Genomic DNA, 22,755 nt, shown 5'->3' on the forward strand with positions numbered 1-22,755 from the left:
ATACATTAACAAAATGGCAATGCAATTGATTTCAGCTTAAACGTCTGTTTTGATTATAACTACCAGTCATTCAGACCTTAAAAATTTCTGCTATGATAGGAAATAATCTCAAAATAGCTTGGCGGAATATGGCGAAAAACAAGCTATATTCATTCATCAAGATTGGTGGCTTTGCCTTTAGTATTGCGATCTGTATTCTTATTGTTTTATATCTAAAACATGAGACGAGCTATAATAAGTTTTATCCGGCTATGGATAGAATTTACCGCTTGGTTGTTCAGTTACCCATAGAGAATAAAACCGAGCGCTGGGTTTCACTTTCTGCACCGGTAGCGCCAACCCTAAAAGCAGAAATACCCTCCATTGAGCAAACGGGGCGCATCCTACCTAATCCGTTATTCGGTGCGGGCAGCAACCAATTGTCATTAAATAACAGCCCAGATAGCCATTACGATGACGGATTTGTCTATGTCGACCAGTCCATTCTCGACATGTTTCCTATGCCAATGGTTTCGGGCCAGCTGTCCCATGCACTCGATAAGCCCAACACATTGGTTATTACCAGAAGCAAGGCCGAAAAATACTTTAAAAATGATCCAATTGGACAAACGATTTATCTCAACAACAATAAATCGAAGGCCTATACCATCACTGGGGTCATTGAAGATGTGCCCAACAATTCGACCCTTGCCGGTTATAGTTTTTTTATGTCGCTCGCTGGAGAACCTTTTTATCAAGGCGAACAGACTGCTTGGCTCAATAACAATTATACTGTTTATGTCAAATTAAAACCCAACGTAAATGTTGCACTGGCAGAAAAAGAAATTTCAAAGAATTACTTAGAGATACATTATCTCCCTGAATATCTAAAATCAGGACGGAAACTTAATCCGCTTTTCAAACAGGCAAAAATAACTTTACAGAATGCACTCGACATGCATTTAAAATCTGCGGATATAAGCGACGATAAAGTTAGTACATTGAACAGAGGCGATATTCGCATGGTTTGGACCTTCGCAACAATAGCTTTATTTATTTTGTTCATTGCCTGTATTAACTTCATCAACTTATCGACAGCAAATGCAGCAACGAGAGCAAAAGAAATTGGTATCCGTAAGACTATTGGCTCCTCCAGGAAGCTGCTTGTTGGACAATTCCTTGTTGAAGCAATTTGTTATAGTGTATTGTCACTGATTATTGGGCTCTTTCTAAGCTGGCTACTACTACCCGTATTCAACCAGCTAGCCAACAAATCCTTGACCATTCCTTGGATAGCAGCGTACTTCTTTCCTTCTCTTTTGGTGGCCATATTGGTGATCGGTGGTCTTGCCGGAATCTACCCAGCATTGTACCTATCCAAATTTAAACCAATTACCGCACTGAAAAACAATGTCATTGGCGCTAAATCTTCGCTGTTTAGGAATAGTTTGGTTGTCTTTCAATTCGCGACCTCAATTATCCTTATCGTTGGAGCATTGGTAACCAATAAACAGATAAACTACATATTGGACAAAGATCTGGGATTTGACAAGGAACAAGTCGTTGTGCTTCGCGGTATTGGAACATTATCGAAACAGCTTCCAAGTTTAAAAAATGAACTAAAGAGCCTCCCCAATGTTGCCTCAGTTTCCATGGGTGATTTTCTTCCAGTACCCATCGATGGAGCCAAACGAAATGGTAATCCGTTCTGGGTCGATGGCAGAAAAGATCTTGATATGGCTACACAGGGCCAATTTTGGGAAATCGATCAGGATTACCTGAGCACATTCGGTCTTCATTTAAATAAAGGACGAAATTTTGATCCCACCAGAGCCACCGATAGCAGTTCGGCTATTATCAATCAGAAATTGGCCGACGAACTTCATTTAAAGAATCCCATTGATGCAAAAATCACCAATGGCAATACATGGACCGTCATTGGCGTAGTAGATGATTTTATTTTTGAGTCGCTAAAGGATAAGGGGTATGCAGGACTTTGTATGACATTACAAGGCAATCCTTCCCTCCTCTCTATTAAGGTAAAACCGCAACATCTCAAAGAGACGCTCGCTGATATCACAGGAGTATGGGACAAATTTGCCCCAAATCAACAAATTAACTACAGCTTCTTGGACGAAGGTTTTGAGGCTCTTTATCAAGACGTGGAACGGACCAAGAATATATTCACTTGTTTCGCTCTTGTTGCCATTTTTGTTGCTGCGCTCGGGCTTTTCGGTCTCGCAACTTATGTGACACAGCAACGGACCAAAGAAATTGGCGTACGTAAGGTCCTTGGAGCCAATGCGATTAGATTACTCCGATTATTGTCTGGAGATTTTATAAAATTGGTGTTTGTAGCCTTGGTCATTGCTACACCAGTTGCGTGGTGGGCGATGAACCAATGGCTTACAGATTTTAACTATCGGATCGAAATAAATTGGCTCTACTTCATTCTTGCAGGAATGAGTGCCATTTTAATTGCTTTAGGCACAATCAGCTATCAGACTTGGAAAGCCATTCGCGCCAATCCTGTGGATAGCCTGCGTGATGAATAAATACAAAACCGTAAAAGACTTTTATTATGATAGGAAATAATTTAAAGATCGCTTGGCGAAATATGGTCAACAACAAACTGTACTCGATCATCAAGATCGGCGGATTCGCTTTTAGCATTGCGATTTGCATTCTTATTATGCTGTACATCCGACATGAAACCAGTTATGATAAAATGTATCCCAACATGAACCGTGTTTTCCGTCTTATCGTTTCAGCACCCGATGGTGATAAAGTGAGGCAAACCTTTGCCTTTCCTGCCCCAGCAGCTAAAACCTTGCAAGAGGAAATCCCAAGTGTTGAATTAGCCGGTCGCATTTTACCCAATACCTTATTTGGTGCCGGAAGCAATCTGTTTACTGTAAATGGCCGCGCGGAGAACTACCTTGATAAAGGTTTTGTATATGTTGATCAGTCCATTTTGGAAATATTTCCGCTTCCGGTCGTACAAGGACAGTTATCACATGCGCTGGACAAACCCAATGCGATAGTCATTACCAAAAGTAGGGCTCAGAAATATTTCAAAGGAAATGCCGTAGGACAAACCATCTATTTGAACAATAATAAAAATGTTTTATACAACATAACGGCTGTGATCGATGATGTTCCAAACAATTCCAGTCTCTATGGTTATGATTATTTTATATCCCTAGCGGGGGAACCATTTTATCCGGGTGAGCAAAACAATTGGGGCGCGACAAATTACATTACCTATGTAAAACTGAAGGAGAATACAGATATTGCCAACGCACAGCGTAGCATTTCAAAAAACTATATTCAGGACCATTATATTTTGCTCAACAAAAAAAATGGAATGAAAATATCGCCAGAAATGATGCAATCAACCGTATTGCTTCAAAACGCCCTTGATATGCACCTGCACTCGAAGAATATTTCGGAATATGGAATGGCGACACAATATCAAAGCGACATTAAGATGGTCTGGATATTTACGGGCATTGCATTTTTTATATTATTGATTGCCTGTATAAACTTCATCAACTTATCAACGGCGAATGCAGCAACACGAGCCAAAGAAATCGGGATTCGAAAAACCATTGGATCAAATCGACGGACACTGATTATCCAATTTATGACCGAAGCGATATGTTACAGTCTTATTTCACTCCTTATAGGGTTATTATTAGCCTTCCTGTTATTACCGCTATTTAACAATCTAGCCAACAAAGCGCTGTTTATACCGTGGACAGTGTGGTACTTTGTTCCTTCGCTGATTTTGAGCATGTTGTTCATCGGTATCCTTGCTGGCTTATACCCAGCGTTCTATTTATCAGGATTTCAACCTATCAACGCATTAAAAAGTAAATCGGTTGCTAACCCTAAATCTTCGTTGCTACGTAATGGACTGGTTATTTTCCAGTTTGCAACATCTATTATATTGATCATCAGTGCACTCATTGCAAATCAACAAATCAGTTTTATGCTCAATAAAGACATTGGCTTTGATAAAGATCAGGTCATTGTACTTCGTGGTGTAACGGGTATTGCCTCTCAGGCAAAAGAATTAAAAAATGAATTGAAAGCCATTCCAACAGTTCGTGATGTCTCCATCGGCGACTACTTACCGGTTCAATTGGATGGCGCAAAAAGAAATGGGAATCTTTTTTGGTCCAAAGGAAAAGAAGATCTTGAATTGGGAGAAGGCGGGCAATTCTGGAATATCGACGAAAGCTACCTCACTACATTTGGACTAAAACTTATAGCCGGCCGAAACTTCGATCCACATATCGCATCGGATAGTTCTGGTGCTATTGTTAACAAAAGAATGCTTGCAGATCTAGGCATCAAGGGAAATCCGATTGGTGCACAAATTACCAATGGCATGACGTGGACCATTATTGGTGTCGTCGACGATTTTATCTTTGAATCGATGAAAGATGAGGGCTACTATCCCGTTTGTATGACCCTCGCCAACAGCCCCTCCATGCTTTCCATCAAGACTAAATCTACAGAGATGTCCAAAACATTGGCCGACATTAATACCGCCTGGAACAAGTTTTCACCAAATCAAAAAATCGATTACAATTTCCTCGATGCCGGCTTCGCAGATCTATATCAAGATGTCCAACGGACCAAAAATATCTTCAGTTGCTTTGCTTTTGTAGCCATTTTTGTTGCAGCTCTGGGACTTTTCGGACTGGCAACTTATGTGACCCAGCAACGAACCAAGGAAATCGGTGTCCGCAAGGTTCTCGGTGCAAGTTCCATCCGATTACTCAAATTACTCTCCGGAGATTTTATAAAATTGGTGTTTGTAGCTTTGATCATTGCTACACCTGTAGCGTGGTGGGCAATGAATCAATGGTTGAGAGATTTCAACTATCGAGTAGAAATCAATTGGTTCTACTTTATTCTAGCGGGTCTCAGTGCAATCCTGGTTGCTTTCGGAACCATTACTTATCAAACATGGAAAGTCGTCCGTGCCAATCCAGTCGATAGTTTAAGGGATGAATAAAGTCAGAAGATCTTAAAAATTGGTGTTCGTTGCCTTGGTAATTGCCTTGCCTGTTGCTTGGTGGGCAATGAACCAATGGCTCAGGGGGCATGGATGTTCGATTCTGGACGTAAACTGTTCGAAATCGAACATCCAAAAACAAGACAAAAACACGATAAGTGATTTATAATAAAACTATTACGACACTGGCAAGGGGATTGTAATTTTAATTGAGTGAATTGGTTCGCATTAGTTTAAACATAATATCCTCCAAAAAATGGCAAAAAATGATTTCAAACTAGCTTGGCGCAAACTTTTAAAAAATAAAGGTTTTACTTTCTTAAATATTGTTGGTCTGACCCTGGGTTTTACGGGTTTTATCCTTTCCTATCAATATATTAATCGCGAAACGAGTTACGATAAATGGAACCCACATTTTAAGGATATCTACCAAATTGGCCTTGAATCGGAAGGTGCATTTACGGACGAAACTTCACCTTCACTGGCTCCATTGCTAAAACAGAGTTTACCTGATATTGTATATGCAGGAAGAAAAATAGTCTATAACTACGGTAGTTACCCCCTTTTTGGTGAAAAAACAGTCCTTATCAAAAACGCGGCATTAATTGATTCTTCTGCTGCGCAAATTTTTCAGGTAAAAAATGCGACTGGACCGCTCTATAAAAACAAAGACCAAAAGGAAGCGACCTTGGTCAAAAGTCCTATTGCCGAACAACTGTTTAAAAAAGAAGATCTAAATTTTGACAGTCCCCATTCGGTTCCAACTCAAAGCCTTGCTCTAGGTATGCAGGAGACGATTTATGGTACGATCAAAAAACAGAGTCTGTCCATCATTGATTACGATCTCCTTTTTATCCGCGAACCGCAGGATCTCTTCGCCGATAATAATCCTTTTTTGTATCAAACTTATATTCAGGTTCGTCCCGGTACGGATATCCCAAAGTTGACTAATCGCATCAATGCGCTTTACCAGAAAGAAATTGCACCAAAAGATAAAATACGTTCTTCTAGTTATGCCAAGGGAAAAATCTATTTGGATCCATTAGCCAATCTTCATCTAAGGCCAAAAACAGGTACTGACACAGCTTATATCATTACGTGGATTATTGGTATTCTCTCCGTTTTGATCCTCTTACTTGCCGCTGCCAATTTTGCCAATTTGATTATGGCACAGGCGGATCAACGCATTAAGGAACTCGCGCTTAAAAAAATATTAGGCAGCTCACGCTGGGCTATCGTCAGACAATTGGTACTGGAAGTATTTATCCTGACTTTCAGTGCTGCAATCTTAAGTTTCGTCACTTTGGCTCTCACAGGAAATATTCTACAAAAATGGTTCAACGATGATCTTAAGGGGTATATTTTGAGCTCGGAGACAATCGCCCAACTTGCTATTGCCGTACTATTGACAACAATTCTATCGGCAATATACCCAGCTATCGTACTCTCTGGCTTCAAATCCGTTAATCTCCTTAAAGGCGGACTAACATCAGTACTCAAAAAAGGAACTTTCCGCAATGCCTTATTAACCTTTCAAATCAGCATGGCGATTTTGTTTATCTCGGGTATGTTAATCATCCGGGGCCAACTTCAGTACATGCAGCAGGCAGATAAAGGGTTTGAGCCAGCGCAGGTTATCAATTTCAAGGGAGTAGGTATGTATTACAATAAAAACAACTACGAACAATTAAAGAGGCGATTAGAAAATGATCCGAGTATTGCATCTACCGCATCGGCGACCAATATTCCGGGAGAAGGTGAGCAGCCTCCCAAAATGGATTTTTCCTATGCCCAAAAAAACATTTCATTTGCACATGTCGGCATTGATCCTGGATACTTCAAGACGTTAAACATCTCCAGTACACAGGGGAATACCAATATTTCATTGGACCAATTGCTTCGCGATTCCTTAGCCCATTATGCTATTATAAACGAATCTGCAGCCAAAAATTTAGGACTTTCAAACCCTATGGGTGCAAAAATTAAGGGCTGTGATGTAGACTTTGAAATTGTCGGTTTAGTCAAAGACAGTAAAGCTTATGGCTTTGAGAATGTAGTTCAACCGACCATCTATTCATTTAAAAATGAATGTGGCACTATGCGTTTTCAGACGACACTTATGGTCAAAACAAAACAAGGCATGGTCGATCAGGCAATTCAAACAGTCAAAGCAGAGTGGGCGAAAAACCCAACCGCAAAAGACCTCCCCCTTGATTATTCCTTTATGGATGAGCAATATGCTTTACAGCACAAAAAACAGCAAGAATTGCAGACGGCTTTTAATAGTTTCACTAGCCTCTCCGTGATCATCGCGGCCTTAGGGCTGTTCAGTATGGCGGCATATCAGGCGGCATTACGAAAAAAGGAAATGAGCATCAGAAAAGTACTGGGAGCATCGGTACAATTGCTCTTTGTTCAATTGAACAAACCATTTTTCAAACTCTTTTTGATCGGTATTGGCATAGCCCTTCCACTAGCCTATATGCTCATGAATAAATGGCTTTCTAATTTCGCCTATCACATTCAGCTTTCCTGGTGGTCGTTTTTGATTCCAATATTTTGCATATTTATCCTCATATTGGTTTCCATCAGTTTCCAATCTCTCAAAGTCGCAAAAACCAATCCAATAGATAGTCTGCGCGATGAATAAAAGATAATATGAGCAGTGATGGCCTTAACCCAGAGTCGAACAATAATTATGGTTACCGGTAAAAATATAAATACGAATATCTAAGATCTCAATACTAAAAAATGATACAATTAAAAAATTTATTCAAGTGGTATAATGTAGGTGGTACACGCTCATTCGTCCTTAAAGATGTAAGTCTCGATATCGCTGAAGGTGATTTTATCTCCATCATGGGACCTTCAGGGTCCGGAAAATCGACTTTATTAAATATTATCGGTATGCTCGACGAGCCTGATGAAGGTGAATATATCTTTATGGGCGAGAATGTGTTGGAAATGAAAGCGAAAAAAAGAACGCAACTATACCAATCCCACATCGGCTATGTATTTCAAGCTTACCATCTCCTGGATGAATTGACTGTATATGAAAATATTGAAACACCTTTGATCTATAAGGACATTTCGAGCAAAGAAAGAAAAGCTATTGTTGCCGATATGCTCGATCGCTTTGGTATTGTTGGTAAGAAGGATCTCTTCCCAGCCCAACTATCCGGTGGCCAACAACAGATTGTAGGTATAGCGCGTGCATTAGCGGGATCGCCCAAGTTATTGTTAGCCGATGAGCCTACGGGTAATTTAAATTCCAAACAAGGCGAAGAAATCATGGATCTATTCAAACAGCTCAACGATGATGGTGTTACGATCATACAAGTAACCCATTCTGAAAAGAATGCCGAATACGGTAAAAGAGTTGTCAATATGCTGGATGGTCAGCTCAAATAATTGTATGCCAATTTAACCTGGATAATCCCTACGCAGTACATCAATTACGGTAGGGATTTTTTTAGCTCATATTTCGAATCAATTCTTTAACTTCGTTATGATGAATGAGAGAGAGTTGAAATCGCTAATATCCCTGTTGGACGACACCGACCAACAGATTATTCAGGAAGTGGAACACCAGTTAAAAAGCCAAGGTCCTGAGATTGTACCCTATTTGGAAAAATTTTGGGAATCAAGCTTCGATCCCAGAATACAGGGACGTTTAGAGAATATCATTCATGAAATTCAATTTGATCAGACCAAAAACGAGTTACAGATCTGGAACCTGAGTAACTCATTCAATCTACTGGAAGGATTAATTATCCTCAATAATTATCAATATCCTTCTTATGAAGACCACAAGATTATTTTGGCGATAGAAGATCTCAAAACTGAGGTATGGCGCGGTTTGCATTACGACATGAGCCCACTGGAAAAAGTGAACCTAATGAATCATGTTCTTTTTGGCTCTTTCGGCCTAACAGGAAATACAAAGGACTATCATCACCCACAGAATTCCTATATTGGTCAAGTACTCGATACCAAACAGGGGAATCCCTTAACCCTATCCTGCATTTATAGTATCATTGCACAAAAATTGGACATTCCAATCTACGGTATCAATTTACCAAAGCATTTTGTATTGGCGTATATGGATTCGGATGAAGAAGGGAATGAAAATGTGCTGTTTTACATCAATGCCTTTAATCGTGGTCAGGTTATGCAAAAAAGCGATGTAAATTCATTTTTGAAGCAACTGAACCTCAATCCAGATAGAGAATTTACCTATCCTTGCGACAATGTGACTATCATTAAACGAGCTTTGCGAAACCTAATGTCTGCCTACGAGGAACATGAAAGTTCAAACAAGCAACAGGAAATCAAAGAGCTTTTCCAGTTGCTTGCTTAAACTGCATGTTAGAAAACATTAGCTTCACGAGCATCTAAAAAGATATAATTAGGCGTCATGGAGCCATAGGTTTTCGCCGCAATATCGGGTTTTACATTGCCTTCACTTAAGCCAACCAATGGAAAACGCGAAATTGTACGATTCGTTAGATCAGAAACATAAAAGAATTTTCCTTGGTCCGTACGGTCATCAATCGCTACACCCCAAGGTTTTACTAAGCCTGTATTAGCCCCACCGACAACATAATCCGGTTCCACGTTCATTTTATCCGTGGTGCCGCTAAATAAGGTATTTGGATCTTTGAAAAATAGTACTTCACTACCGGAAGTTACCGCCAACAAGTTCTTTTTGGGAGCGTAGGATACCGAGCCTAATCCCGTTTTACCATTGATATATACTTTCATCATTGGCGTAAATCTAGTGGAAGCTACAATGGTATCGCGAGCACGGTCGATGAGTTCTTGTTTGAGTTGTGAATATACCGCAAAACCACTTTTATTTTCTGTTCCTTCATTATTAAAACCAACCAGCACCAATTTCTCATTACTATCACTCGTGATGCTGTTCAATAAGGTCAGTGAACTCGGAACAATGGTCCCCAGGTTAATCTGTTTGTCAATGATCGGTGCTCCGCCTTTTGATCCTACTTTTCCACTTGGTGTACTTATAGCATATAACATGGAGTTACCTGCTCCGCGATTTGTAACAGCCAAAAGAAATGGTGTTGTAACAGATCCAGAAGTACCATTTTGTTGGGCATAAGTATAATAAGCCAAACCCCTTACATTTGTAAAACCAGTATATCCAATAGCACCTGCATTACCAGGAATTCCATAGATCTCATTGGCAAATGGAATCACTTGAAGAAAAGTATCTTGTGCTGTAACACTTGCCTGAAAGATAGCCCGGGCTGCTGCATCAAAAAGAATTGGGCCACCACCTTTTGCCGGAGAAAGATATTGATAGATATTATCCAAGTTGGTTGTATCAGCCGGATCGATAATCATCATGTTTTTAAGCGCGGAATTGTTCTGGTCGTAATCCGAGAAAGAAACATACAATCTGGAGATCAAAGTAGCACCCGTTCTTACAGGTTCATCATCCAGTTTCTTGCATGATGTAAAACCTATTACACTAACAAAGAATAGGATAATACAGGATCGAAACGAAAATTTCATATATTTTTTATTAAAAATAGTGTATTGCGTTAAACATACAAATCTACTAATATATGCAGCATATAAACGAATTTATATGATTCTTTTAAGGGCAAACTCGTATAAGTAAAACGGAAATATTTGTCAATTCGCTACTTTTTGATTAAAATTGTCCTTGTTTTTTGTTAGCACATACGATTATGGAAAATAAAGAATTTGTAAGGGAGAGGTTGGCATTACCGGGAGAGGGCAAAAAATTACTTTTACACTCCTGCTGTGCTCCTTGTTCTGGAGAAGTGATGGAAGCACTCATTGCTTCGGATATCGATTTTACAATCTATTTTTACAATCCCAATATTCATCCCCGCAAAGAATATGATTTACGCAAAGACGAGAACATCCGATTTGCGGAAAAACATAATATCCCTTTTTTTGATGCGGATTACGATGTTGATCATTGGTTCGATTTGGCCAAAGGGATGGAGCAAGAGCCTGAAAGAGGCATTCGCTGCACCATGTGTTTTGATATGCGTTTTGAAAAAACGGCTGAGTATGCGGCTGCGAATGGCTTTGATGTGATTTCAAGTTCGCTGGGTATTTCCCGTTGGAAAAACATGGAGCAAATCAATGACTGTGGTTTACGTGCGGCCTCCCGCCATGAAGGGATGGAGTATTGGACATTTAACTGGCGCAAGAAAGGTGGTTCTGCCCGTATGCTTGAAGTCTCCAAAAAGGAGAAGTTCTATATGCAGGAATATTGCGGCTGTGCTTATTCGCTACGTGACACCAACAAATGGCGTATGGCAAATGGGCGCGAAAAGATAGAGTTAGGCAAAAATTATTATGAATAAGCCCTGTTACTGGTGTATATAAAGCTTTGCTTCGGAATATTTAAAAAAATATTTCTATCCTAATGATTTTATACATACCTTTGCAGGCTCAAATGCAAGATTGTGAAACATCTAAAACAATACAGAATTCCCTTTTCGGGGCTCAACGCTGGAAAGCACAATTTTGAGTTTGACATTAATAAAAAGTTCTTTGACTGCTACGAACATTCGATTGTAAAAGATGGCAATCTGAAAGCAGAAGTTGAATTGCAAAAACAAGAAAATCTATTGATTTTGCATTTTGATATCCAAGGCGAAATTCAATTGACTTGTGATACCTGCTTAAAAGAGTTTATGTCACCGATTTCAATTCAAGAACGAATATTAGTCAAATTCACGGATGAAGATTGGACAGATAATACCGAAGAGGTGTTGATCTTATCCAAAAGCGACCATGAGTTGGATATAGCTGAGTTATTATACGAATACATTAATTTAGCTGTTCCCTATATCGTAAAATGTGAAGAGCAGGGACAAGGTATACAATGTGATCCTGACATGCTCGCGTTATTTACAAGCGAGCCTGATTCAGAAGAACAAAAAGAAGAAGAAATTATCGACCCACGTTGGGAAGCATTGAGAAATATTAAAAATAACTAAAACAAAAATACGAGATGGCACATCCAAAACGTAAAACTTCTAAATCAAGAAGAGACAAAAGAAGAACACATTATAAAGCTGAAGCTCCAAGCTTGACAGTATGTAAAGAAACTGGCGCAGTTCATTTACCTCACCGTGCGTATACTGTAGACGGAAACTTGTACTACAACGGTAAATTGATCATTGAAAATACAGCTGTTGTCTAAGGTAAACCTTTCATAACACCAAAACATCCCAGACAAGCACTATTTTAGAAATTTGCTTTACTTTGGGATGTTTTTTGCGTATTATTGATTTACTAAATAATAACGGATGAAGATTGGTTTAGATATTTTAGGAGGAGATTATGCTCCTAAAGCAACGATAACAGGTGCTATTGAAGCACAAAAACAGCTTACTGGAGACCAAAAAATAGTCCTTTTTGGTAACACTGAAGAGACTAAACAATTAATCAATCAAGCCGGAGGAAATTCATCTGACTTTGAATATGTAGAGGCTCCAGAAGTCATTGCAATGGGTGAACATCCTACCAAAGCAATAACTCAAAAACCCAACTCAAGTATTGCGAAGGGATTTGAATATTTAAAAAACAAAGAAATTGACTCATTCGCTTCTGCTGGTAATACCGGCGCCATGCTTGTGGGCTCAATGTTCAGCGTTAAAGCTATCCCAGGCGTATTACGTCCTGCAATAGCATCCATTGTTCCCAAATTAAAATCAGGCTTCGGAATCTTATTGGACGTCGGCGCTAATGCGGACTGTAAACCAGAGATGTTGAACCAATTTGCAATCTTGGGAAGTGTCTTTGCCGAACATGTGTTTAATGTATCCAATCCTAAAGTTGGATTATTGAATATCGGAGAAGAAGAAGAAAAAGGAAACATCCTAACAACCTCTACCTACCCCCTACTTAAAGCCAACGACAAGATTAACTTTATCGGAAATGCAGAAGGCCGTGACCTGTTCAGTGACCATGCCGACGTTTACGTCTGTGATGGATTTACAGGCAACGTCGTCTTGAAACTCGCAGAATCATTTTATGTAGTGACGTTGAAAAAAGGTTTTAAAGATGATTTCTTCGACCGATTCAACTACGAGCAGTACGGCGGAAGCCCCATCTTGGGAGTTAATGCTCCTGTCATTATTGGCCATGGTATTTCGACACCTGAGGCCATTAAAAATATGGTTTTATTTTCAAGAGATATGATCGAGTCTAAGTTCATTGACAGCATCAGATCTATTTTCAATTAGAATATTTATGTCAAAGATTCACGCCGCAATCACGGCTGTAAATGGTTACGTTCCGGATTATATCCTTACTAACAAAGAATTGGAAACAATGGTCGACACCAACGACGAATGGATTGTTTCCAGAACGGGAATCAAAGAGCGTCGCATCTTAAAAGGTGAAGGGCTTGCTACTTCAGATCTTGCTGTACCTGCAGTTCAAGGTTTATTGAAAAAAAGAGGTATAGCTGCTACAGATATTGACCTTATTATCTTTTGCACAAGCACACCAGATATGCTGTTCCCTGCGACTGCAAATATTCTGGCCGATAAAATCGGAGCTACAAATGCATGGGGATTTGATCTTCAGGCTGCTTGTTCAGGTTTCTTGTTCGGTCTGAATACAGGAACACAATTTATCACTGCTGGTACACATAAAAAAGTCCTAGTTATCGGTGCAGATAAAATGTCTTCAGTAATAAATTATCAAGACCGTAATACCTGTATCCTATTTGGTGATGGCTGTGGTTGTGTATTGTTGGAGCCAAATGAAGAAGGAATGGGTATACAGGATGCTATTTTAAAAACCGATGGTTCTGGAGGACAGTTTTTGAATATCAAAGGTGGAGGTTCACTGAATCCGGCGTCGCATGCAACTGTAGATGCAGGATTACATTATGCTTACCAAGAAGGTCGTACGGTGTTTAAATTTGCAGTAACCAATATGGCTGATGTAGCACATGAAGTTATGGTCAAAAATAACTTAAAGTCAGAAGATATTGCTTGGTTGGTACCTCATCAGGCCAACAAACGTATTATTGATGCAACTGCAGAACGTGTGGGTCTTCCGGAAGAAAAAGTGATGGTGAACATTCAAAAATATGGAAATACCACCAGTGGTACTATTCCTTTATGCCTATGGGAATGGGAATCTCAATTGAAAAAAGGAGATAATCTTATCCTTGCAGCTTTCGGCGGTGGTTTCACTTGGGGATCCATCTATTTAAAATGGGCGTATTAATTGTCCATTTTATGGTATAATTTATTACTTTTGACAGTTAGAATTTTTTAGAAACAAACAAAACCTAGAATACTATGGGTATGGATATCAAACAAATTCAGGACTTGATTAAATTCGTTTCAAAATCAGGTGTGAATGAAGTCTCAATTGAAGAGCAAGATTTTAAAATTACAATAAAGACAAATCAAGAGCCTACGTACGTGACAGCTACTGTTCCTGCTGTTGCTCCAATTGCTGCTCCTCAAGTTGCACAAGCAGCGGCGCCAGCTCCTGTGGCTAGCCCTGCAGCACCAGCGGTAAACGCTGACGCAAACTTGATAACAATCAAATCACCAATGATCGGTACATTCTACCGTTCGGCTGGACCAGGTAAACCATCTTTCGTTAATATCGGTGATGATATCAATACCGGTTCTGTATTATGTATCGTTGAAGCTATGAAATTATTCAACGAAATTGAATCTGAAGTTTCAGGTAAAATCGTTAAGATTTTGGTAGAAGACGCTCAACCTGTTGAGTTCGACCAACCATTATTCTTAGTTGAGCCTAAGTAATTTACAATTACGTAAATGAATACATGTAGCCTCCAAAGGGCTACATTTTTTGCAAACTTCATAATTCAAGACAATGTTCAAAAAAATATTAATTGCAAATAGAGGCGAGATTGCCCTGCGCATTATCCGTACCTGTCGTGAAATGGGTATTAAAAGTGTTGCAGTATATTCGACTGCTGATAGAGACAGCTTACACGTAAGATTTGCGGATGAAGCAGTTTGTATTGGTCCTCCACCGAGTAGAGACTCTTACTTAAACATTCCAAATATTATTTCTGCAGCTGAATTGACAAATGCAGATGCGATTCATCCAGGATACGGTTTCTTATCGGAAAACGCACGCTTTTCAGCAATCTGTGCAGAATATGGCATCAAATTTATTGGTGCTACTGCAGAACAGATCGAAAAAATGGGTGATAAATCCCGTGCTAAGGATACCATGAAAAAAGCTGGTGTTCCAACCGTTCCAGGATCGGATGGTTTGATCTCAAACGTAAAAGAAGGTATTATATTAGCGAATGAAATCGGCTACCCAGTAATCATCAAAGCAACTGCCGGTGGTGGTGGTCGTGGTATGCGTATCATTTGGAAAGATGAAGAGTTCGAACCAGCTTGGGATTCTGCACGTGTTGAATCTGCTGCGGCTTTCGGTAACGATGGCATCTACCTTGAAAAATATGTAGAAGAACCGCGTCACATCGAATTCCAAATTGTGGGCGATCAGTTCGGTACAGTATGTCACCTATCTGAACGTGACTGTTCGATACAACGTCGTCACCAAAAATTGATCGAAGAATCTCCATCACCTTTTATGACTCCCGAATTGAGAGCTGAAATGGGAGAGGCTGCTGTCAAAGGTGCTAAAGCTGTAAACTATGAAGGTGCTGGTACAATCGAATTCTTGGTTGACAAACACCGCAACTTCTACTTTATGGAAATGAACACTCGTATCCAAGTAGAACACCCTGTAACGGAAGAGGTAATCAACTTTGACTTGATCAAAGAACAGATAAAAGTGGCCGCAGGAATTCCGATCTCTGGTAAAAACTATGAACCAGGAATGCATGCAATTGAATGTCGTATCAATGCTGAGGACCCTTTTAACAATTTCCGCCCTTCACCAGGTAAAATCACCAACTTCCACTCACCAGGTGGACATGGTGTACGTGTAGATACACACGTTTACTCTGGTTATTCAATTCCGCCGAACTATGATTCTATGATTGCTAAATTGATCACTGTTGCACAAACACGTGAGGAAGCAATTTGTACCATGGAACGTGCGTTAAGCGAATTCGTCATTGAAGGGATCAAAACAACCATTCCTTTACATTTGAGATTGATGCGCGACCCTAACTTTAGAGCCGGCAATTTCACGACAAAGTTTATGGAAACTTTCGACCTAACGGAATATCCAGCAGAAGATTAAATAAAATTATCTTTACATACATAAAAAATACCATTCTTTACAATAAGAATGGTATTTTTGTTTCCAAACAATTTTTATGAGTACACCTAATTCGAAAGATCTAATACAAGCTATTAAAGATAAAGGGAAGAATATAGAAGCAGAAATGTCTTTTTTTGACCACCTTGAGGTTTTGAGATGGCATTTGGTCCGTTCAGCAATTGCGATCTGTATCTTTGCAGGTATTGCCTTTACATTCTACGATTTCGTATTCAACGATATCATCATGGGGCCAAAGAATCTAAATTTTTGGACCTATCGCATGATGTGTAAAGCTGCAGATGCTTTCAATTTAGCGGACTTCTGTGTCAAGAAAATTCCTTTTAATATCATCAATACCGAACTAGCAGGTCAATTTATGCTTCAGATAAACTCCTGTTTATTGATGGCTTTGATGATGGGCTTTCCTTACCTTCTTTTTGAAATCTGGTTATTTGTAAAACCAGCATTGACCGATGTGGAAAGACGCTCTGCACGAGGGTTTGTCTTTTACTCCTCTTTATTGTTTATTTTAGGAGCGCTCTTCGGATACTATATCGTTGTGCCATTATCCATAAACTTTCTGGCAAATGTATCCCTAAGTGATGAAATCGTGAACCAGATTACCATTGATAATTACCTTTCCACGATAGCAACATTAACATTGGGCTGTGGAATTGTTTTCCTACTGCCGATACTGGTATTTATTCTCTCGAAAATAGGCATTATGACCCCTGAATTTATGCGGGCCAGCCGTCGTTATGCAACTGTAATTATTTTAGTGATAGCCGCTATCATTACACCTTCTGCAGATGTGATCACCATGTTGACCGTTGCAGCACCAATGTTCTTATTATATGAGATCAGTATTATGGTTTCTGCGGATGTCAAAAGAAAAAAATTAGCACAAGAAAAATAAAATAACAATAAAAATGAGCAGCGTAAAGAAAATTGCGATTGGAAGTGACCATGCTGGTTTTGAATACAAAACAGCTTTGGTAAGCTTTTTGAATGAACTGGGTTATGAAGTAACAGACTTTGGAACAAACTCTCCAGATTCAGTTGATTATCCAGATTTCGCACACCCAGTTGCATCAGCAGTAGAAAATAAAGAAGCTGATGCCGGAGTCTTGATTTGTGGAAGTGCAAATGGTGTTGCTATCACAGCTAATAAACACCAAAATATTCGTGCTGCTATCTGTTGGTTGGAGGAAATTTCGGCTTTAGCCCGTCAGCATAATGATGCGAACGTGGTATGTATCCCAGCACGTTTTATCGACCTTGACCTTGCTAAAAAGATCGTCAACACATTTATGAACACGGAATTCGAGGGTGGACGTCACGCTAACCGTGTAAACAAAATAGCTTGTAGCTGTTAATAAATTAACATTTTTTAAGAAGCGGATGAAAGGTAAACTACACTTTTCATCCGCTTTTTTTTATATATTGTGCAGATACTGACACCTGTTATAAGATTAAGCAGATGATGCTCGCTTAATCCGGTTAATTAGCATTACAAAATAAAGCGTTGAAAGTCGCACTAGTAAAAAATAAACAATGAAAAAAATATACAACCTGCTTTGGATCGCATGCTCCCTAATGAGCTGTGCAAAAGCACAGGACGTAAACAGTAAATATGCAGATGAAATCACAGTAGAGTCGACGCAGAAGCATCTGCGCACTTTAGCTTCTGTCGATTTTGAAGGCCGAGGGACCGGCCAAAAAGGTGGGCGCCTGGCAGCAGAATATATTGCCAATGAATTTAAAAAATATGGACTTAGTGCGCCTGTCAATGGATCCTATTTCCAACCCCTGCAGCTAATTCGCAACAGCTTTAAGGTAAAGCAATTTAGTATTAACGATAGACCCTTCCAACATGGTAAGGACATTTTTGTCATTGGCAACAATGAGAACAAGTTCTTCGAAAGCAATGAAATTGTGTTTATTGGCTATGGCATAGATGATCCCAAGTATTCGGATATCTCAGGCATGGATCTCCACAATAAGATCGTTATGTTGATCAATGAGAATGAGCCAACAGATGAGAAAGGGAATTCATGGATTACCAGCAAAAAGGCTGCTTCGGACTGGGCAACAACCCGAAATAAAAAAGTCAAGGAGATCCTTAAACACAGTCCCAAAATGGTACTAGCCATCAATAGTCAGCTGTCTCAACTTTTGGAGGATGCAGGAGACCGTGCTATTGAGGGCCGTTATAATTTAGCGGTGGATCAACCTGCGCCTGAAAAGTCGCCCATGATCCCCGTGGTCAATATTACAGACCATGCAGCAAATTATATTCTAAACCTAGCAAGAACCAATCTTGCTACTGTGGTTGCAAAAATTAATCGTACGGGACAACCGAATTCCTTTGCTATTTCAACAAATTTTAAAGCTGAGTTTGGCACCAATGCGGCAACTTTAGCCGATCCTAATATTCTTGGCTACCTGGAAGGAACAGATAAAAAAGACGAAATCGTTGTGATCGGGGGCCACTATGACCACGATGGAATGGATTCCAAAGGAAATATCTTCTTTGGGGCCGATGACAATGCCTCGGGCACAACAGCTGTCCTTGAGTTGGCACGTGCTTTTTCTAAAGCTAAATCAACCGGAAATGGCCCACGGCGCAGTATTTTGTTCATCACCTATGCGGCAGAAGAAAAAGGTTTACTGGGTTCCAAATTCTATACAGAAAATCCCATATTTCCATTGAAAAACACCGTTGCCTGCATTAATATTGATATGATCGGCCGTGTTGACGACAAACATCTCAAAGGTAATCACGATTATATCCATGCGATCGGTTCAGATAAATTGAGCTCGGAGTTATATCAGATCAATAAAAATGAGAATGAAAAACATACGAAACTGGAGATTGACTATATGTATGACGATCCAAAGGATCCTATGCGCCTCTACTATCGCTCCGATCATTATAACTTTGCCAAGAAAGGTATCCCATCTGTATTTTACTTTTCGGGCTTGCATCCGGACTACCACACACCTGCAGATACCTATGAAAAGATCGACTTTCCATTGATGGTTAAACGTGAAAAGCTCGCATTTTACACCGCATGGCAAATAGCCAATCGGGAAAATCGCCTGGTGGTTGACAATAATAAAGAGTAGGGTCAAATTATCGCCTGTAAAAAGGATTACTTTATACTGTATAAAAAAGCAAGTAAACAATCATTTACTTGCTTTTTTTATGTATTAAAATGACCTTTAGCATAAACCTTTTATCCACAATTTTTGTTACCTTTAATACAAAACAAGTATAATTTATGGCTTTTGTAGATTACTATAAAGTGCTTAGCATTGATAAAACAGCTTCAGCTGATGAGATCAAAAAAGCATATCGAAAACTAGCCCGTAAATACCATCCTGATGTCAACCCCAATGACAATGAGGCAAAACAACGATTTCAGGAGATTAATGAGGCAAATGAAGTATTATCCGATCCCGAAAAGCGCAAAAAATATGACCAATACGGTGAACACTGGCAACATGGAGAGGAGTATGAAAAAGCGCAGCAACAATACCGTCAGTCCCAATCCGCCGGAGGAAATCCATTCGGAGCTGGGGGAAATCCATTTGGTAGCGGCGGCTCCCACGAGTACACCGGAAACTTTGATGATGGGCAATTCTCGGATTTCTTCGAACAGATGTTTGGCAGCAGACGCGGGGGAGGCCGCCAAAGTACATTTCGTGGACAGGACTTTAATGCCGAACTCAGCTTAACCTTACAAGAAGCTTACACGACACATCAACAGACCTTCAATATCAATGGAAAAAGTATCCGCATCACGATTCATGCTGGAGTGGAGGATGGTCAAAAAATCAAACTGAAAGGATATGGCAGTGAGGGCATCAACGGGGGGCCGAAGGGAGATCTCTATATCACAATTAACATCACACCAGATGCCCGTTTTAAACGTCAGGGGAATGACTTATACACTACACTTGATGTAGACCTTTATACAGCTATTCTAGGCGGCGAAGTGACCTTAGATACGTTCGGCGGAAAGGTTAAACTGAAGATTAAAGCCGAAAGTCAAAATGGCGCAAAAATGCGACTTAAAGGAAAAGGATTCCCCTTATACCGCAAAGAAGGTGAATTTGGCGACCTTTATGTCACATTGAATATCCAAATGCCCAATAATCTGTCTGCCGAAGAAAAGGCATTGTTCCAACAGTTGAAGGATTTAAAACAATAATCTTATGGAAACGACACTCATTAAAGTCATCGACTTCTGCCAGTCCAGAAAGGTTGAAACAACCTTTCTGCAAAGCATGGAGGAATACGGACTCATACATATTGTCATTCAACAAGAAGAACAATATATCGATGAAGAGGAGCTCCAAAAATTGGAGCGTTTTTCAAATCTCTATTATGACCTTGAAGTAAATCCTGCAGGAATTCAGGTTGCTAGCCATCTATTGGAAAAAGTTGAGCAGCTCCAAAATGAAATTTTGCATTTAAAGAATAAATTGAAAGCCCTGGATTATTGATCCAAGGCTTTCAATTTATTCTTTAGAATTCGACATCCCGCTCTGTATTCACCTTAGTCTGCCAAACAATTTTGTCTTGCAATGTGGTATACAGAATTTCATAATCCCCTTTACAGGTCACAAAGGACCCATAAAAATCTCCGGGCTTCATCACGCGGTAAACAACCAGCTTTCGTTCTCCGTCAACTTCGCCATAAGCTTTCATTAACATATAGCCTGTTTTATTCACCTTTTCTTCAGGGATTTTATAATCCAAATGCGAACGGCTACTACCATCATCGGGGCATAAAATCTCTGTGCGGCTCGGGGTAAATTTATAACGATCGCGATACATAGCAACATTAGACATGACCACATCCTTCGCCCACGCGATATCGGTAAAATCCTCAGGGAAGAGAAAGATCAGCGACACCATTTTCTCTTGCCAAAGGCGCCCATTAAAAGGTATTACAAAATGAAGCAGTTTTTGCCCTTTAAAAGTTGTAGTCGTATAAAAATATCGCCCCTCCTTATTTTGCTCCCGTTGAAAAGAACTTAAATCAAGTAGGTGATTTTTTTTCCCTTTTACATTTGGCGAGTTGTTGACTACAGCAAGCATGTCATACTGATATTTTCCTTCCAGATGTCCAGAAAACAAAACCTGATACGCGGTATCTGAATAGCGTAAATGGCGCAATACACGACGAAATCGATTGTCAACCTGCTTTGCATTAATTGGATTAGTCTTACCTTGCCAATTTTTATCCTCCATAATATCATCTCCGAGGAATACGGTGAGCTCTTTGTTAATATTAACAAAATACTCATCTCCTTGTACAGCAAAACCGTTGGGAACCACTTTATAGGACTTACAGGAAGAAAGCATGGCCAAAACCACAATAAAATAGAAAATTTGAATGAATCTGCTCTGCATATTTATGATCTAATCTTTACTTCTTTAAATTTAAACGAATCGGCAATGTGTAAGCCACGCGTACCGGTCTACCGTTGACTAATCCCGGTTTCCATTTTTTCGCACCTTTTAGGAGCTCCAATGCCGCCTCTTTGGTTCCATAACCAAGATCTTTTTTTACATCAACATGGGATAAACTACCATCCTTTTCGACAATAAAAACCACTTCAACAATGCCATTAACCTCCCGTTTAATTGCTGCTTCAGGAAAAACAAAATTATCGCCTACCCAGATCATAAAAGATCGCATTCCCCCAACAGGTGTTGGTTGCACCTCAACTTTATCAAAAGTTACTAAGTCGGACTGAAAATCCAATGAAAGATTCCAGCGGTCGCTCTCATTTTCCGTCCTTATCGATTTTACTTCCTTGAGTTGTTTTTCCGTCTCTTCACCAGATTCAGCGCCCGGGAATGAATGAGATGACATCCGGACCTTTCTGCCCAATGTGTCGGTTTCCTCCCAATAATAAGTTGTTTTTCCGCCAACGGTAACGGGCAAGGAAAGCAGCGATCGAACGACTTTCCCATTGACGATTGCAGGTTTCCATTTCCCACTTGCTTTTACAGCATTTTCCACAGCTGATGCCAGGCCATAGCCCAAATCATTCTTAGCCTTTATATGGCTCAACTCACCGTTTTTCTCCACGATGGCTGTGATGACAATTACCCCGATCACATTATTCTTGATTGCTTCATCACTCACATGGATTCTACTGGCCAATCCCACGACATACTTTTTCATTCCTCCAACTGGAATAGCCAATACCTCCGGGTCTTTGTATATCTTCCTGTCTTCATTTACCTGTTCGTTTTTTAACTCCTCAGGTTGGTTCGATAATGCCTGGTCATCAATCACAGTTAACCTATTGACGCTTTCTTCAACATCCGCTACCATATCCTTGGCCCTACTCGTATTAAAGACCAACGTAGACCCCGCTACCACCAATAGCATGGGCAACACAATCACATATAACAAGCGTTGTCTTTGTACAGATTTAACTTTATTGACCTATTCCTTTAAGCA

At 39.8% G+C, this 22,755-nt stretch carries 20 protein-coding genes; 17 read left to right on the top strand and 3 right to left on the bottom strand.

What is annotated here, in order from left to right; all coding sequences use genetic code 11:
* Positions 1–92 precede the first annotated feature (92 nt).
* From B2X72_RS18405 to B2X72_RS18425, 5 genes are all read left to right on the top strand, one after another.
* Positions 93–2,534, top strand: coding sequence for an ABC transporter permease (locus B2X72_RS18405; RefSeq protein WP_286850990.1), 2,442 nt, complete (start codon positions 93–95; stop codon positions 2,532–2,534).
* Between the two features lie 26 nt (positions 2,535–2,560).
* The gene (locus tag B2X72_RS18410) at positions 2,561–5,008 is read left to right on the top strand and encodes an ABC transporter permease (RefSeq protein ID WP_145327812.1); all 2,448 of its coding nucleotides are present in this window, start codon (positions 2,561–2,563) and stop codon (positions 5,006–5,008) included.
* 256 nt (positions 5,009–5,264) lie between these two features.
* Positions 5,265–7,658, top strand: a complete 2,394-nt coding sequence (locus B2X72_RS18415; protein ID WP_075991149.1) for an ABC transporter permease — start codon at positions 5,265–5,267, stop codon at positions 7,656–7,658.
* Positions 7,659–7,759: 101 nt separating this feature from the next.
* Positions 7,760–8,419 (top strand): ABC transporter ATP-binding protein, encoded by a 660-nt coding sequence (locus B2X72_RS18420; protein WP_046672265.1) that lies wholly within the window; start codon positions 7,760–7,762, stop codon positions 8,417–8,419.
* A gap of 97 nt (positions 8,420–8,516) precedes the next feature.
* Positions 8,517–9,368, top strand: a complete 852-nt coding sequence (locus tag B2X72_RS18425; protein ID WP_312352434.1) for a transglutaminase-like domain-containing protein — start codon at positions 8,517–8,519, stop codon at positions 9,366–9,368.
* Positions 9,369–9,376: 8 nt separating this feature from the next.
* Here the strand turns inward: B2X72_RS18425 and B2X72_RS18430 are convergent, their stop codons facing one another.
* Complete coding sequence (locus tag B2X72_RS18430; protein ID WP_075991148.1) at positions 9,377–10,546, bottom strand: hypothetical protein; 1,170 nt, start codon at positions 10,544–10,546, stop codon at positions 9,377–9,379.
* A gap of 179 nt (positions 10,547–10,725) precedes the next feature.
* Here B2X72_RS18430 and B2X72_RS18435 point away from each other — a divergent pair, with 179 nt between their 5' ends.
* From B2X72_RS18435 to B2X72_RS18490, 12 genes are all read left to right on the top strand, one after another.
* Positions 10,726–11,376: an epoxyqueuosine reductase QueH gene (locus B2X72_RS18435; RefSeq protein WP_088160311.1), complete on the top strand. Its 651-nt coding sequence runs from the start codon at positions 10,726–10,728 to the stop codon at positions 11,374–11,376.
* Between the two features lie 102 nt (positions 11,377–11,478).
* Positions 11,479–12,015, top strand: a complete 537-nt coding sequence (locus B2X72_RS18440; protein ID WP_088160310.1) for a YceD family protein — start codon at positions 11,479–11,481, stop codon at positions 12,013–12,015.
* A gap of 14 nt (positions 12,016–12,029) precedes the next feature.
* Entirely contained in the window at positions 12,030–12,221 is a 192-nt protein-coding gene (rpmF, locus tag B2X72_RS18445; RefSeq protein WP_046672269.1) for a 50S ribosomal protein L32, read from the top strand.
* A gap of 106 nt (positions 12,222–12,327) precedes the next feature.
* On the top strand, positions 12,328–13,266 hold the full coding sequence (gene plsX / locus B2X72_RS18450; protein ID WP_075991146.1) for a phosphate acyltransferase PlsX: 939 nt from the start codon (positions 12,328–12,330) through the stop codon (positions 13,264–13,266).
* A 7-nt stretch (positions 13,267–13,273) separates the two neighbouring features.
* Entirely contained in the window at positions 13,274–14,263 is a 990-nt protein-coding gene (locus B2X72_RS18455) for a beta-ketoacyl-ACP synthase III (protein WP_046672271.1), read from the top strand.
* Between the two features lie 74 nt (positions 14,264–14,337).
* Positions 14,338–14,817, top strand: a complete 480-nt coding sequence (accB, locus tag B2X72_RS18460; protein WP_075991145.1) for an acetyl-CoA carboxylase biotin carboxyl carrier protein — start codon at positions 14,338–14,340, stop codon at positions 14,815–14,817.
* 73 nt (positions 14,818–14,890) lie between these two features.
* Entirely contained in the window at positions 14,891–16,246 is a 1,356-nt protein-coding gene (gene accC, locus B2X72_RS18465; protein WP_075991144.1) for an acetyl-CoA carboxylase biotin carboxylase subunit, read from the top strand.
* 76 nt (positions 16,247–16,322) lie between these two features.
* On the top strand, positions 16,323–17,183 hold the full coding sequence (tatC, locus tag B2X72_RS18470; RefSeq protein ID WP_088160308.1) for a twin-arginine translocase subunit TatC: 861 nt from the start codon (positions 16,323–16,325) through the stop codon (positions 17,181–17,183).
* Positions 17,184–17,196: 13 nt separating this feature from the next.
* Entirely contained in the window at positions 17,197–17,643 is a 447-nt protein-coding gene (rpiB, locus tag B2X72_RS18475; protein ID WP_088160307.1) for a ribose 5-phosphate isomerase B, read from the top strand.
* Positions 17,644–17,821: 178 nt separating this feature from the next.
* Entirely contained in the window at positions 17,822–19,396 is a 1,575-nt protein-coding gene (locus B2X72_RS18480) for a M28 family peptidase (RefSeq protein ID WP_286850993.1), read from the top strand.
* Between the two features lie 155 nt (positions 19,397–19,551).
* Complete coding sequence (locus B2X72_RS18485) at positions 19,552–20,484, top strand: DnaJ C-terminal domain-containing protein (RefSeq protein ID WP_145327813.1); 933 nt, start codon at positions 19,552–19,554, stop codon at positions 20,482–20,484.
* Between the two features lie 4 nt (positions 20,485–20,488).
* The gene (locus B2X72_RS18490; RefSeq protein WP_088160304.1) at positions 20,489–20,779 is read left to right on the top strand and encodes a chaperone modulator CbpM; all 291 of its coding nucleotides are present in this window, start codon (positions 20,489–20,491) and stop codon (positions 20,777–20,779) included.
* A 22-nt stretch (positions 20,780–20,801) separates the two neighbouring features.
* Here the strand turns inward: B2X72_RS18490 and B2X72_RS18495 are convergent, their stop codons facing one another.
* Positions 20,802–21,692, bottom strand: a complete 891-nt coding sequence (locus tag B2X72_RS18495) for a hypothetical protein (protein WP_088160303.1) — start codon at positions 21,690–21,692, stop codon at positions 20,802–20,804.
* Positions 21,693–21,708: 16 nt separating this feature from the next.
* A complete protein-coding gene (locus B2X72_RS18500; protein ID WP_286850996.1) occupies positions 21,709–22,698 on the bottom strand; it encodes an energy transducer TonB in 990 nt (329 codons plus the stop codon).
* Positions 22,699–22,755 lie beyond the last annotated feature (57 nt).

Source organism: Sphingobacterium sp. UBA7253 (assembly GCF_002472745.1).
In the GTDB taxonomy this organism is placed as follows: domain Bacteria; phylum Bacteroidota; class Bacteroidia; order Sphingobacteriales; family Sphingobacteriaceae; genus Sphingobacterium; species Sphingobacterium siyangense.

Excerpts from the sequence above, each read along its gene's own strand:
- B2X72_RS18405 (WP_286850990.1), top strand. The coding sequence starts at position 93 with ATGATAGGAAATAATCTCAAAATAGCTTGGCGGAATATGGCGAAAAAC.
- B2X72_RS18410 (WP_145327812.1), top strand. The coding sequence starts at position 2,561 with ATGATAGGAAATAATTTAAAGATCGCTTGGCGAAATATGGTCAACAAC.
- B2X72_RS18415 (WP_075991149.1), top strand. The coding sequence starts at position 5,265 with ATGGCAAAAAATGATTTCAAACTAGCTTGGCGCAAACTTTTAAAAAAT.
- B2X72_RS18420 (WP_046672265.1), top strand. The coding sequence starts at position 7,760 with ATGATACAATTAAAAAATTTATTCAAGTGGTATAATGTAGGTGGTACA.
- B2X72_RS18425 (WP_312352434.1), top strand. The coding sequence starts at position 8,517 with ATGATGAATGAGAGAGAGTTGAAATCGCTAATATCCCTGTTGGACGAC.
- B2X72_RS18430 (WP_075991148.1), bottom strand. The coding sequence starts at position 10,546 with ATGAAATTTTCGTTTCGATCCTGTATTATCCTATTCTTTGTTAGTGTA.
- B2X72_RS18435 (WP_088160311.1), top strand. The coding sequence starts at position 10,726 with ATGGAAAATAAAGAATTTGTAAGGGAGAGGTTGGCATTACCGGGAGAG.
- rpmF (WP_046672269.1), top strand. The coding sequence starts at position 12,030 with ATGGCACATCCAAAACGTAAAACTTCTAAATCAAGAAGAGACAAAAGA.
- plsX (WP_075991146.1), top strand. The coding sequence starts at position 12,328 with ATGAAGATTGGTTTAGATATTTTAGGAGGAGATTATGCTCCTAAAGCA.
- B2X72_RS18455 (WP_046672271.1), top strand. The coding sequence starts at position 13,274 with ATGTCAAAGATTCACGCCGCAATCACGGCTGTAAATGGTTACGTTCCG.
- accB (WP_075991145.1), top strand. The coding sequence starts at position 14,338 with ATGGGTATGGATATCAAACAAATTCAGGACTTGATTAAATTCGTTTCA.
- accC (WP_075991144.1), top strand. The coding sequence starts at position 14,891 with ATGTTCAAAAAAATATTAATTGCAAATAGAGGCGAGATTGCCCTGCGC.
- tatC (WP_088160308.1), top strand. The coding sequence starts at position 16,323 with ATGAGTACACCTAATTCGAAAGATCTAATACAAGCTATTAAAGATAAA.
- rpiB (WP_088160307.1), top strand. The coding sequence starts at position 17,197 with ATGAGCAGCGTAAAGAAAATTGCGATTGGAAGTGACCATGCTGGTTTT.
- B2X72_RS18480 (WP_286850993.1), top strand. The coding sequence starts at position 17,822 with ATGAAAAAAATATACAACCTGCTTTGGATCGCATGCTCCCTAATGAGC.
- B2X72_RS18485 (WP_145327813.1), top strand. The coding sequence starts at position 19,552 with ATGGCTTTTGTAGATTACTATAAAGTGCTTAGCATTGATAAAACAGCT.
- B2X72_RS18490 (WP_088160304.1), top strand. The coding sequence starts at position 20,489 with ATGGAAACGACACTCATTAAAGTCATCGACTTCTGCCAGTCCAGAAAG.
- B2X72_RS18495 (WP_088160303.1), bottom strand. The coding sequence starts at position 21,692 with ATGCAGAGCAGATTCATTCAAATTTTCTATTTTATTGTGGTTTTGGCC.